At 70.0% G+C, this 12,966-nt stretch carries 9 protein-coding genes; 2 read left to right on the forward strand and 7 right to left on the reverse strand.

Annotated features, from left to right (window positions below; all coding sequences use genetic code 11):
* Window position 1: 1 nt before the first annotated feature.
* Genes DPQ65_RS12330 through DPQ65_RS12355 form a run of 6 tightly spaced genes read right to left on the reverse strand, consistent with a single transcriptional unit; the run spans window position 2 to window position 7,517 of the window.
* Window positions 2-751, reverse strand: a complete 750-nt coding sequence (locus DPQ65_RS12330) for a prepilin peptidase (protein ID WP_114907657.1) — start codon at window positions 749-751, stop codon at window positions 2-4.
* 46 nt (window positions 752-797) lie between these two features.
* On the reverse strand, window positions 798-1,616 hold the full coding sequence (locus DPQ65_RS12335) for a shikimate dehydrogenase (RefSeq protein ID WP_114907658.1): 819 nt from the start codon (window positions 1,614-1,616) through the stop codon (window positions 798-800).
* Window positions 1,617-1,619: 3 nt separating this feature from the next.
* Entirely contained in the window at window positions 1,620-2,855 is a 1,236-nt protein-coding gene (gene mltG, locus DPQ65_RS12340; RefSeq protein WP_114907659.1) for an endolytic transglycosylase MltG, read from the reverse strand.
* A complete protein-coding gene (gene ruvX, locus DPQ65_RS12345; protein ID WP_238146832.1) occupies window positions 2,852-3,391 on the reverse strand; it encodes a Holliday junction resolvase RuvX in 540 nt (179 codons plus the stop codon). The genes mltG and ruvX overlap by 4 nt, the downstream gene beginning before the upstream one ends.
* Window positions 3,378-6,071, reverse strand: a complete 2,694-nt coding sequence (gene alaS / locus DPQ65_RS12350; RefSeq protein WP_114907660.1) for an alanine--tRNA ligase — start codon at window positions 6,069-6,071, stop codon at window positions 3,378-3,380. The genes ruvX and alaS overlap by 14 nt, the downstream gene beginning before the upstream one ends.
* A gap of 57 nt (window positions 6,072-6,128) precedes the next feature.
* Window positions 6,129-7,517, reverse strand: a complete 1,389-nt coding sequence (locus DPQ65_RS12355) for a replication-associated recombination protein A (RefSeq protein WP_420330095.1) — start codon at window positions 7,515-7,517, stop codon at window positions 6,129-6,131.
* 130 nt (window positions 7,518-7,647) lie between these two features.
* On the opposite strand from DPQ65_RS12355, the gene DPQ65_RS12360 reads away from it, so the two are divergent.
* Window positions 7,648-8,448 carry a GNAT family N-acetyltransferase gene (locus DPQ65_RS12360; protein WP_114907661.1) on the forward strand — a complete coding sequence of 267 codons (801 nt, stop codon included), beginning with the start codon at window positions 7,648-7,650 and terminating at the stop codon, window positions 8,446-8,448.
* A 120-nt stretch (window positions 8,449-8,568) separates the two neighbouring features.
* Here the strand turns inward: DPQ65_RS12360 and pepN are convergent, their stop codons facing one another.
* A complete protein-coding gene (pepN, locus tag DPQ65_RS12365; RefSeq protein ID WP_202863119.1) occupies window positions 8,569-11,175 on the reverse strand; it encodes an aminopeptidase N in 2,607 nt (868 codons plus the stop codon).
* Between the two features lie 228 nt (window positions 11,176-11,403).
* On the opposite strand from pepN, the gene DPQ65_RS12370 reads away from it, so the two are divergent.
* Window positions 11,404-12,966, forward strand: a 1,563-nt coding sequence (locus DPQ65_RS12370; protein ID WP_162802196.1) for a hypothetical protein, incomplete at its 3' end; no start/stop codon positions are given.

The raw sequence follows: 12,966 nt of genomic DNA on the forward strand, positions 1-12,966 counted from the left end.
GTCAGAAGAGCGCCGTCAAGGCACCCGGTGCGACCAGGACCCCGATCATCGCGCCCACCATCATCGGGGGGCCGTAGGCCAGCTCGCCGGAGCGCCCCACCTTGCGAGTCACCAGCAGGAAGACGGCAAAGAGCCCGCCCACCAGGAACCCGGAGTACATCCCGACCAGGACGGTCTGCCAGCCGAACCAGCCCAGCCCCATCCCCAGCAGCGCCGCCAGCTTGACGTCACCGAGCCCGACGGCCAGTGAGCCCCGCGCGAGCGAGAGCAGGGCCAGGCCCAGATAGGCCGCCCCACAGGCCAGCCCGGCCAACACCACCCGGGCGATGGCTCCCCACTCCGCCGCCACCACCCCGGCGACCGCGAGGCCGATCAACAGCGTGCCCATCGACGGCCACATGAGCCGGTCGGGCAGCCGGTGCACGTCGAAGTCCATGGCCGCCAGGCAGACACAGGACAACGCGATGACCATGCAGGTCACCAGGACGATGGTGCGCACGATCCAGGCGTGGTCGGAGTCCGCGCCCGGGTCGTCCCCACCGGGCAGGGCCGAGTCGGTGAGCAGGATGCGCCAGGCCAGCACGCCCCACGACAGTGCGAGCGCCGGCACCACCCACCAGCGGGAGCCCGGGATCGGCAGGTCCTCCTCATCGGGTTTGCGGTAGGTGACCCACCGCAGCCACCGCGCCACGGGCAGCCCCACACCGATCCCGACAACGAGCACCAGCCAGGGGACGATCTCGACGCTCACTGCACCAGCCCCACACCGCGGTCCACGGCCCGGGGCCAGGCGCGGGTCACGGGTGCGCCCCGACAGCCTCGCGCAGGGCAGCGGCCATCGCCGCGACCGGAGCCTCGCGCCCGGTCATCAGGTGCACCTGGCGCACCGCCTGGTGCAGCAACATCCCATCACCCCTCGTCACGGTCTGACCCTGTGTCTGCCAGGCGGCCGCCCACGGGGTCGGCCACTCGGCATACACCACATCAAACACCACGGCGCCCTCCGCCAGGCGCCAGCCGTCCACAGCCGGGGTCGCGCCACTGGGCACGGTGCTCACGACGACCTCGGCCTCGCCCCAGTGAGCCGGCCCCTCCGCATACCGAGTGGTGGTGGCCCGCAGGCCGAGCTGCTCGGCCAGCCTCAGGGTCTCGGGACGGGCCTGCTCACGCACCAGGAGGCTCACCTCGCGGACCCCGAACGAGACGAGCGCGAGCAGGGCGGAGCGGGCGGTGGCCCCGGAACCGACCACGGTGGCGGTCGTGGCACGGGTCAGGCCCGCATCGCGCAGCGCGTGGGTGAGGCCGTGCACGTCCGTGTTGTCGGCGCGCCAGCCCTCGGGGACCCGGGTCAGCGTGTTGGCCCCACCGGCCAGGCGCGCCTCGTCACCGACAGCCGCAGCCAGGGCGAGGGCCTCTTCCTTCAGGGGCATGGTGACCGCCAACCCCACCCAGTCCCCGGGCAGCCCGGTGACGTATGCCGTGAGGTCGCCCCGGGCGATCTGGTCCCGGTGGAAGGACCACCCCTCCAACCCCAGCGCCGCGTAGGCGGCCCGGTGCAGGACCGGGGAGAGGGAGTGCGTGATCGGGGAGCCGACCACACCAGCGCGCCAGGTCATCGGTCAGCAGCGGTCCGGGTTGTCTTCACACCACTGCAGGAACTCGGCCTCGTACTGCTGGTGCTCCTCGTAGGTCTCGGTGAAGACCGTCTCCCCGGTGTCCGGGTTGACCGTGACGAAGTACTCCCAGTCGCCCTCGGCCGGGTTCATGGCCGCTTCGATCGCGGCCGCGCCGGGGCTGTTGATCGGTCCCGGCGGCAGCCCCGTGTGCAGGTAGGTGTTGTAGGGACTCTCGTCCTCGCGCTGCGCCGTGGTCGTGCCTGCCAGGCCCCGCTGCTGGTGGATGAAGTGGATGGTGGAGTCCATCTGCAGCCTGCCGTCGGTCTCGGAGCCGTCCTCGAGGCGGTTCTCCACGACGCGGGCGATCTTGGGCAGGTCCTCAGCGAACAGTCCCTCGCCCTGCACGATGCTGGCCTTGATGATGATGTCGTGCATCTGGTCCTCGCCCAGGCCGAGGTCCGCGTAGCGCTGGGCCCCCAGGTCCAGCATCGTCTGGAGCTGCTCGGCGGGCGTCGCGCTGGGGCTGAACTCGTAGGTGTCCGGCCACAGGTAACCCTCCAGGTTCCCGGCCGCCGCCTCGGGAAGCTCCAGGGACTCCGGGTCGACCGCCTCGTAGTCGGCCACCTCGTGGCCGGTCGCCTCGGCGAGCAGCCCGAAGACCTCGGACTTCCACAGCCCCTCGCGGATCGTGACACCGGCCACCTGCCGAGCCTCGGGGTCGACCAGTCGCTCCAGGGCGGCCGAGGCACTCATCTCCCGGGACATCAGGTAGGTCCCCGGCTGGATGCCGGTCGCTCGCGGGTCCGCGGCAGCGGTGTTGGCGAAGGCCTCGGCGGAGGCGACCACTCCGGCGTCGAAGAGGATCTGGCCGATCTGTCCACCGGCAGCGCCCTGTGGAATCTCGACGGTCACCTCACCTGTGCCCTCACCCTCAAAGTCCTCGGGTGCGGAGCTGCCGAAAGTCAGGTCCGGGATCATGCCCCGGACGGAGTTGAACCCGATGACCCCGCCCACGATCACCACGGCGACCGCGACGACGATGGCGCCGAAGCGCAGCAGCGGGTTGTGGTGCTTCTCCGGTCGCCGGGGGCGGCGCCCCTCCTCAGCCTCCGTCGGCGTGCCGTGCAGCACGTCGTCGGCCAGGGAGTCGTCGTGTTCCTCGGGGGCCAGGAGATCCTCGGCGTGCACCTCACCTTGCTGCTGGTCATCCGCCCAATCGTCCGCCGGGGGTCGGCTCATGGTTGGGTTCCTTCGCTCGTGGTCGAGGACCGCTTCGCTCGTGGCTTGCGGCCCGCGATGCTCTCACCGGCGGGGCGACCGGTGCTTCGTTCGGTGTCCAGTGCAGCCTGCAGTATGACGACGGCTGCTGCCTGGTCGACACGCGCACGATGCGCGCGACCGGGGACCCCGCTGGCGTGCAGGGACCGGTGGGCGTCCACGGTGGACAACCGCTCATCGACCAGTCGCACCGGGATCCCGCCGAGGCGGCGGTGCAACGCAGTAGCGTAGCCGCGGATGGCCTGCGCGGCCACACCTTCGGTGCCGGAGAGGGTGCGGGGCAACCCGATCACGACCTCGATCGCCTGCCGGTCCCGGGCCTGGGTGACGATCTCATCCAGGTCGGTCAGCGAGTCCAGATCGCGGGGCAACGTCGCCACCGGCGTCGCGAGAATCCCCGAGGGGTCGCTGGCTGCCAGCCCGACGCGGGCCTCACCGACATCCACCCCGAGGCGCACGCCCGGCCGGATGCCGGGGTGCGGATCAGGCGCTGCCAACGGCCCGCTCGATCTGGGTGAGGGCCTCGCCGATCCTCGAGGCGTCCTGTCCCCCACCCTGGGCCAGGTCGTCCTTGCCGCCCCCGCCGCCACCCAGTGTCTGGGCGGCGACCTTGACCAGTTGTCCTGCCTTGAGGCCGCGATCCCGGGCCCCCTGGTTGGTCGCGACGACCACCAGCGGCCGGTCCTTCACGACCGATGCCGCAGCGACCACCGACGGGCGCTCCTCGCCCAGCCGGGCACGCAGGTCGGTGACCAGTCCCCGCAGGTCATCGCCGGACACGCCGGCTCCGGCATCGTGCCCCAGCCACGTGACGCCGGCCACGTCCTGAGCGGAGGCCACCAGGCCGGCCGCGTCGGACATCACCGCCGCCTGCCGCATGGCGGTGATCTCCCTCTCGGCCTCCTTGAGCCTGGCGAGCAGGGCTCCGATGCGGTCCGTGAGGTGCTCCGGGCGCACTCCGACCAGACCGGAGAGCTCACTGACCAGTGCACGCTCGCGTCCGAGGAAGCGCAGCGCGTCGAGCCCGACCAGGGCCTCGATGCGTCGAGATCCCGAGCCGACCGAGGACTCACCGGTGAGCGTCAGCGCGCCGATCTGGCTGGAGTGGCGCACGTGGGTGCCACCACAGAGCTCCCGTGACCACGGACCGCCGATCTCCACGACACGCACCTGCTCGTCGTAGGTTTCCCCGAACAGGGCCAGGGCACCGGCTGCCCGGGCCTCGGGCAGGCTCATGTAGGCCGCGGCAACCGGCAGGTCCTGACGCAGAGCCAGGTTGGCGACCTCCTCGATCTCGGACCTGGTCTCGGTGGACAGCGAGGAGTTCCAGGCGAAGTCGAGGCGCAGGTAGCCGGGCTTGTTGTAGGAGCCGCTCTGCAGGGCGGTCGGGCCGAGCACCTGACGGAGCGCGGCGTGCACCACGTGGGTGCCGGAGTGCGCCTGGCAGGCCTGGACACGCCACTCGGGGTCGACCTGGGCGTTGACGCCGCTCCCCTCGGTGAACTCGCCGGACTCCACCTCCACGGTGTGCGCGATCAGGCCCTTGACGGGTCGCTGCACGTCGCGCACGCGAAGCACCGCGCCCGAGGCGGTCTCGATGACGCCCTCATCGGCGATCTGCCCGCCGGACTCGGCATAGAAGGGCGTGCGGTCCAGCACGATCATGCCGCGCTGTCCCTGGCTGAGGGCGGGAACGCGCTGCCCGTCCACGACCAGGCCGCGCACGGACGCCTCCGCGTTCAGGGTCTCGTAGGCGAGGAACTCGGTGGGTCCCTGGTCGCGGAGCTCGCGCCACACCTCGGTGGAGGCGTGACCGGACTTCTTGGCCCGGGCATCGGCTCGGGCCCGCTCGCGCTGCTCGGTCATCAGCCGCGTGAACCCCTCGCGGTCGACGTCCAGGCCCTGCTCGGCCGCCATCTCCAGGGTCAGGTCGATCGGGAAGCCGTAGGTGTCGTGCAGAGCGAATGCCTGGTCACCGGGCAGCTGGCTCTGGTCCTCGTCCCTGGCACGCCGCACCGCCTGGTCCAGGATGGTGGTGCCCGCGGCGAGCGTGCGCCGGAAGGCCTCCTCCTCCGCATACGCGATCTGGCTGATCCGACCGAAGTGGGCCTCCAGCTCGGGATAGGAGGACTTCATGACGTCCTTGCTGACCGGCAACAGCTCGGGCAGGACCGCGTCCTCGACGCCGAGCAGCCGCATCGAGCGCACGGCTCGCCGCAGCAGTCTCCGCAGCACGTAACCACGGCCCTCGTTGCCCGGGGTGACCCCGTCCGACATCAGCATCAGACCGGAACGCACGTGGTCGGCCACCACGCGGAACTGCACGTCCGTGCTGTCGTCAGCGCCGTAGGTGCGGCCGGACAGCTCCTCGGCGCGCGCGATGACGGGATAGACCTCGTCGATCTCGTAGAGGTTGTCCACTCCCTGCAGCAGGTAGGCGACGCGCTCCAGCCCCATGCCGGTGTCAATGTTCTTGGACGGCAGCTCCCCGGCCACGTCGAAGTCGACCTTGGAGCGGACCGTGGAGAGCGCGTCCTGCATGAAGACCAGGTTCCAGATCTCCAGGAACCGCTCCTCATCGACCTGAGGCCCCCCGTCGGGGCCGTACTCCGAGCCCCGGTCGACGTAGATCTCGCTGCACGGCCCTCCGGGACCGGGCACGCCCATGTGCCAGTAGTTGTCCTCGAGGCCACGGCGCTGGATCCGCTCCTCGGGCAGGCCCGCGATCTCCCGCCAGAGCGCTGCAGCCTCCTCGTCCCCGTCCGGCAGGTGCGGCAGCAACCCGGGGCCCAGCACGGTCACCCAGATCTTGTCGGGGTCGAAGCCCAGTCCGCCCTCCTGCTGGGACCCGGTGATCAACTCCCAGGCCCGCCTGATCGCCCCCTCCTTGAAGTAGTCACCGAAGGAGAAGTTGCCGTTCATCTGGAAGAAGGTGCCGTGGCGGGTGGTCTTGCCGACCTCCTCGATGTCGAGGGTGCGCACGCACTTCTGCACCGAGGTGGCGCGGGCCCACGGCGGCGTCTGCTGCCCGAGGAAGTAGGGCTTGAACGGGACCATGCCGGCGTTGACGAACAACAGGTTCGGGTCGTCGTGCACCAGCGGGGCGCTGGGCACGACCGTGTGACCGCTGCCTTCAAAGAAGGACAGCCAACGGCGTCGGATCTCGGCGGTTTCCATGGGCTCCTCGTCGTTCAGGGGTGACGGTGCACTCTATCTGCCGCGGTTGGACGCCTGCTAGCGACCGGAGCGGCTCCCCCGGATGATCGCTCGGAGCTCACGCCAGCGCGGCCCGAGCCGCTCCTCCCAGCCCCGGTCGCTCGGCCGGTAGTAGTCGGCGTCGGCCAGGTCATCCGGAAGATACTGCTGCGGGCCGACGGCGTTGGGCTCGTCATGGCTGTAGCGATACCCCACCCCGTGCCCGAGGGCGGCTGCGCCGGCATAGCTGCTGCCGCGCAGGTGTGCCGGCACCGCCCCTCCGTGACCCGCACGGACATCGGCGATGGCGGCGTTGATCCCGTTGTAGGCCGCGTTGGACTTGGGCGCGAGCGCGTTGTGGACCACCGCCTGAGCCAGGATGATCCGTGCCTCGGGCATGCCGATCTGCGCGACGGCGTGCAGGGCCGCCACGGCGGTCTGCAGGGCCGTGGGATCGCCCATCCCCACGTCCTCGCTGGCGGAGATCACGATGCGGCGGGCGATGAACCGGGGGTCCTCCCCGGCCTCGAGCTGGCGGGCCAGGTAGTGCAGCGCCGCATCCACGTCGCTGCCCCGCATCGACTTGATGAAGGCGCTGGCCACGTCATAGTGCTGGTCCCCGGTCTTGTCGTAGCGCACGGCTGCCTGGTCCACAGCCTGCTCGGCGACGGCCAGGGTGATCGCGACCGTCTCGTCCTCCCGCCCGGCGGGGACCGCGTCCAAGGCGACTCCGGCGGCCGCCTCGAGGGTGGTCAGGGCACGTCGGGCGTCGCCGCCGGCGATGCGGATGATGTGGTCCCGGGCCTCGGGCTCGAGGTCGAAGCCGCTCGCCAGGCCACGCTCGTCCTCCAACGCCTGGTCGATCACCTCACCCACCTGCTGGTCGTCCAGGGAGGTGAGCCGGATCAGCATGGAGCGGGAGAGCAGTGGGGCGATCACGCTGAAGGAGGGGTTCTCGGTGGTGGCCGCCACGAGAATCACCAGGCGGTTCTCGACACCGGGCAGCAACGCGTCCTGCTGCGCCTTGCTGAACCGGTGGATCTCGTCGAGGAAGAGCACGGTCTGCCGTCCGTAGAGACTGCGCTCGCGGGTGGCCTGCTCCATCACCGCCCGCACATCCTTGACGCCGGCGGTGACCGCGGACAGTTCCACGAAGGTGCGGCCGGCCGCCTGTGCCACGAGGTGAGCCAACGTGGTCTTGCCTGTCCCGGGCGGGCCCCACAGGATGGCCGACAACGGCCCGGCCGCACCAGCGTGTCCCTCGATCAGACGGCGCAGCGGGCTTCCCGGTCGGAGCACGTCCCGCTGCCCGCGCACCTCCTCGATGGTCCGCGGACGCATCCGCACCGCCAACGGAGGTTGCAGGTCGGCCCCTGCGTCTCCCTCGGGCTGCTGGGCAAACAGGTCATCACCCACGGAAGAAGTCACCTCTGCAGGCTATCCGGCAGCGGTGTCACGACCGACCTCGCAGGTGAGGGACTACGCGAACCGGCGCCTCGGCATACCCTCGTCGTGCCCGCCCGGCCCCGGACTCGCGACGCCGGACTAACATTTCGCCGTGACTCCGGACACCCTGCTGCGCAGCATCACCTCGCACGCCGACCTCCTCGACCTCACCGGTGGCGACCCCTTCGTCCGGTGGGGCATCCCGGACCCCCTCACCGGGGTCGTCCTGGCGGGACGTGGCGCAGTCGCCGTGGAGCGCTGGGGGCGGCGTGGACGCGGCCTGTGGGTCTTTCCACACTCAGGTGGTGACCGGCACGCCGTCCGGGAGCTGCTCGAGTCGCTGACCACACCCGTCGCCGAGCTGGGGATCACCGGAATCTCACTGCCCCAAGAGTATGCGGACCTGCTGGCCGAGGCCTTCGAGCTCGGCGACGGCGGTGAGTGGGACTGGATGTGGACCACCCAGGTTCCGCCCCTGGTCAGGGGTGAGGACCAGCTGGTGACGCTCGATGACACCGCTGACGCGGAAGAGCTCGGCGAGCTGTCGCGGGTCCACAGCCCGACCGGTGAGGGTGAGCCCGGCACCGGGGTCACCAGCCTGTGGCTCGGCATCCGCTCCGCCGAAGGGGAGTTGGTGGCAGCTGGCGCGATGCAGGCCCTGGAGTCAGGGGCACCACACCTGGCCGGGATCGTGACCCACGCGGACCACCGCGGACTGGGGCTAGGCCGCGCAGTCACGGCCGGGCTGACCAGGCATGCCGTGGCCGCGCACGGGGTGTGCACGCTCGGCATGTACTCCGCGAACCCGCCGGCACGGCGGATCTACAACGACTTGGGTTACCAGACGGCCTACGCCTGGCACTCCCGGCGCCTGGCGGGCTCGTCCTCAACTGGTCGTGCTCGTGGCACCTGACGTGCTGTGTGGCACCTGTCGCGGTCGTGGCACCTGTCGCGGTCGTGGCACCTGACGCGCTTGTGGCACCTGTCGCGGTCGTGGCACCTGACGCGCTTGTGGCACCTGACGCCATCGTGCTCAACGCGTCGCGGCGGCCTGGACCTGCAGCGCGCGGAGCAGGTGGTCTGCCTGCTCAATCACGATGCGCCGCAACGCTCCCGGGGCCTCGGGACGCTCGTCCAGCCACTGCTGGGCCGCCCGCACCGACGGGTGGCTCTGCGGGTCCTGTTCCTCTGCCAGGTCGCCGGCGGGGAACAGCCCGGTGACCAGGATGCTGGCCATCACCATCGAGCGGTGCTCCCACCAGTCGGCAATGGCAGCGAAGTAGCGGTCGGCCAACGGGGCCACCACGGATGAGCCCGAGGGTTCCATGAAGCCCGCCACCAGTGCCCTGAGGTGGTCGTTGGTGAGGGTCTCGTCCGTGGTCATCGCCTCCCAGGCCGCTGCCTTGGCCTGCGATGACGGCGTGGCCGCCGTGACCCGCAGGTGCGCGGTCCTCCCCCGCATCGAGTCATCCCGTGCCAGTTCGGCAGCCAAGGCATCCTCAGACAGCTCACCCTGGGCCGCCAGCGCGGTGGTGGCTCCCCACCGCAGGTCCTGGTCGACCTCGAGGCCCTCGGGCACGGATGTGCCGTCCAGGAGTCCGCGCACGGCGGCCGTGCCTCCCGGGCTGCTGGCGCTGGCGCGCACCAGGGCACGGGCCATCACAGTTTGGCGGTCCGACCCGGCTGCTGAGCGCGCCAGTGCCCCTCGCAGCATGTCAACCTGGGCCGTTCGCAGCTCAGGACGTCGCCGGGCCGGCGCGAAACGCTCGATGGCCACGTGCAGGTTGGTCAGCCCGGAGGCCAGGAGCGCCGCATCCTGCTCGTCCGGGAACTGGTCGAGAGCGCTGTGCACGAACTCGTCGACGGGAAGCACGCTGTCCCGCACCGAGTTCCAGAGGGAGGACCACACCACACCGCGACTGAGGGAGGTGTCGATCGTGCTGACCCGATCCAGGGCGGTCCGGATGGACCTCGCGTCAAGCCGCGCGGTGGCATACGTGAGGTCGTCGTCGTTGATGAGCACCAGGTCTGCCCGCTGACCGACGGCCTGTGGCACCTGGGTCTCCTGACCAACAACATCGAGCTCGTAGGCCGCGACGCGGGTCAGCCGCTCCCCGTCCAGGGCGTAGCAGCCCACGACGAGGCGGTGGGGCCGGTCGACAAAGACCTCAGCAGCCGAGCCGGTGGCCAACGGGTCGCGTGCCTCCTGGCGGATCACGAGGTGAGTCAGTGTGCCGTCGTCCGCGCGCTCCACGATGGGCGTCAGTTCGGAGATGCCAGCGGTCTCCAGCCATGCACGCGACCAGGCTTGCAGGTCCCGACCGGAAGCAGCCTCCAGACAGGTCATGAGGTCTCGGATCTCGGTATTGCCGAAGGCATGTCGCTGAAAGTAGTCGCGCGAACCTGCGAAGAAGGCTTCCTGACCGACGTAGGCCATGAGCTGTTTGAGGGCTGCGGCTCCCTTGGCGTAGGTAATGCCGTCGAAGTTCTGCCGCGCCGCCTCCATGTCGTCGATCACCGCGACGATCGGGTGCGTGGTGGGCAGTTGGTCCTGGCGATAGGCGAACTGCTTGCGGTCCATGGCAAACCGGGTCCAGGTGTCGGTGTACTCCGTGGCCTCGGCCGTGACGTGGTAGCCCATCAGGTCGGCGAAGCTCTCCTTGAGCCAGAGGCCATCCCACCAGCGCATCGTGACCAGGTCCCCGAACCACATGTGGGCCATCTCGTGCATCAGGGTGTTGGCCAGGGCCTGGCGTTGGGCCCGGGTGGTCCTCCCCCGATGCAGGTACTGCTCGGTGAAGGTCACCAGGCCGGGGTTCTCCATCGCCCCGATGTTGTACTCCGGCACGAAGATCTGGTCGTACTTGCCCCACGGATAGGGGTAGCCGAAGTGCTCGTCGAAGAAGTCCAGGCCCTGCTTGGTGAGGCTAAGCACCTCGTCGGCGTCCAGGTAGGGCACCATCGACGCTCGGCAGAAGACTCCGAGGGCGACCTCCTGGTCCGTGCCGTCACCCCTCCGCACGGACCACCGGCCTTCAACCCGATGATATGGACCTGCTGCTACGGCCGTGATGTAGCTGGACAGGGGCGGCGTGGGCGCGAAAGTCACTGTGGCAGCGCCGTTCTCCGCTGTGCGATCAACCTCGGGCTGTCCGGACAGGATGGACCACTCCTGTGGAGCGGTCACCACAAACGTCACGGCCGCCTTGAGGTCGGGCTGCTCGAAGACCGGGTAGAGCCGGCGGGCGTCCGTGGGCTCGAAATGGGTGTAGAGGTAGGTCTGGCCGTCCTGCGGGTCGGTGAACCGGTGCAGGCCCTCGCCGCTGCGGCTGTAGCTGCACTCCGCCTCAATGCGGACCTCGTTGTCCTGTGCGAGACCGCGTAGCGGGACCCGTGCACCGTCGTACGCCACGTCAACCCGCTGGCCGTTCACAGTGACCGAGAGGACACGCTGAGCGATGAGATCGACCCAGGTCTCCTTGCCGGTCGCGCCGAAGGAGATAGTGCTGACCACCCGGAAGGTCGAGGCGCCGCCGTCTGGCGCAGATCGGAGGTCGAGCTCCACCCGCTGGTCTCGGACCGAGATCGTTCGGGCTCGGTCGGCGCACTCGGCGTGGGTCAGGTTCGTCGTGGCAGTCACGATGCCCCAGTCAAACAGATGGCTCCTGTATGCCGACACTCCCGTTGGTCTGTCGTGCCGACACTCGAGGTGGTCTGCAGTGCCGGCCTCCGCGCCACCGCAGGTTTCACCAGCATCTATGCAGGTCCTCCGACGCTTCAGGGAGCTCTGTCAGACCCCTGTTCTAATCTGTTTGTAGCTCGAAGAACAGGCAGGATCTCACCGCGATGAGGCGGGAAGGGGGACGTGATGGACAGCAAGATCGTGCGGGAGCACATCCGTAAGAGTCTGCGTCGTCCCCCGTCGGTGCACGAGCGGTTCCAACAGCTCGTGGGTAGGGATCTGCCGCCACTGTGGGCCGGCGAGTTGTGGGTGACCTCGTTCGCGGACCTGATCGCTCCTGAGGCCCGGGAAGACTCCCGGCCCGAGGACCAGCAGGGCTCCCCGTCACAGGCACCGTCGTCACAGGCACCGTCGTCACAGACTCAGCCTCCGGCCCCGTCACAAGCACAGGTCCAGGCTCGGGCTCAGGCCGAGGCCGAGGGTGCGGTGCTGCTGGATGAGAGCATCCTCGACACCGCCGGTGACCACCGCGGCAACGCCCACTCCGATTCTTCCGGCAACGCTGCCCAGGACACTGGCGCCGAGACCGACGCGGGCGGCCTGACCGACGCCACCACCGCCGACGACACCAGTGGCACTGGCCAGGCCAGCCCCGACAGCCAGGGCCAGCGGGCACACCAGGACCCGAGCCAGGATCCTGCGCTGGTGCCTGCGGTGGATCGGTTGCGGTCGGTGTTGGACGAGTTCGGGGTGGGCGGGGCCATGGTGGAGAACCTCACCGACCTGGTGCAGGCGTGCGCGACGGTGGGCACCGCTTCTGGTGGTGGGTTGGCCGCGCCCTCGGTCGTGGCCCAGGGCCAGGCCCTCCTCGGGTCGATTGAGACCCTCACCACGGCCACAGCCCAGTTGGAGGGGTTGGTCCTGGTCGCGGCCCGGGAGTTGACCGCGACCCACGGCCACCTCCTGTTGGCCGATAAGGGCGCGGCCTGCCCGGAGGACCTCACGCGTGGTCAACGGGAGAAGTGGCGGGCCCGCGCGAAACGGGTGACCCGCGCCGAACTCGCCGCCGCGATCGGGTGGGTCCCCGGCGAGATCGCCGACTTGGTGGCCCTGGCCAACACCCCCACGGCCGTGTTGTCCCCGGTGCTGGGTTCCCTGGCCCGTGGGGAAAGCACCTGGCGGTTAGCCCGCCGCTACCACCGCCAAGCCGGCCCCCTGACCACCGAGGACGCCGCGGCCCTGGCGACCGGGCTGTTCGGTGACGACCCAACCCTTGCGGTGACCGAACGCCTCGACTCGGCCGGGGACTGGACCAGCGGCCCCTGGTACCACCAAGAGTTCTACCGGGCACTAGACCGCGAAGTCCGCAAAATCACCGGCCGCGACCCCGAGACCACCAAACGCACCCGAGAAGCCAACCTCGCGGCCAACGACGTCCGGTTGAACCTGGACGAACACGGCACCGGGGCCCTGATGATCGGATGCACCGCCACCCAGGGCGCCGCGATCACCGACCGCATCGAACACGCCGCCCGCACCGCCCGCGCCGCCGGCGACCCCAGAACCCTGCGCGAGCTCCGCGTCGCGACCGCCCTGACCCTGCTGCTCCACGGCACCGCCGACCTCACCGACCTGCCCGAGGACCCCGCACTGATCACCACCGAACAGACCGGGCAACTCACCAAAATCCTGCACGCCCTGCCCACCGCCGAACTCAACGTCATCATCCCCCTCACCACCCTCCTAGGC

The sequence above is a fragment of the Ornithinimicrobium murale genome (assembly GCF_003352835.1).
Classification (GTDB): Bacteria; Actinomycetota; Actinomycetes; order Actinomycetales; family Dermatophilaceae; genus Ornithinicoccus; species Ornithinicoccus muralis.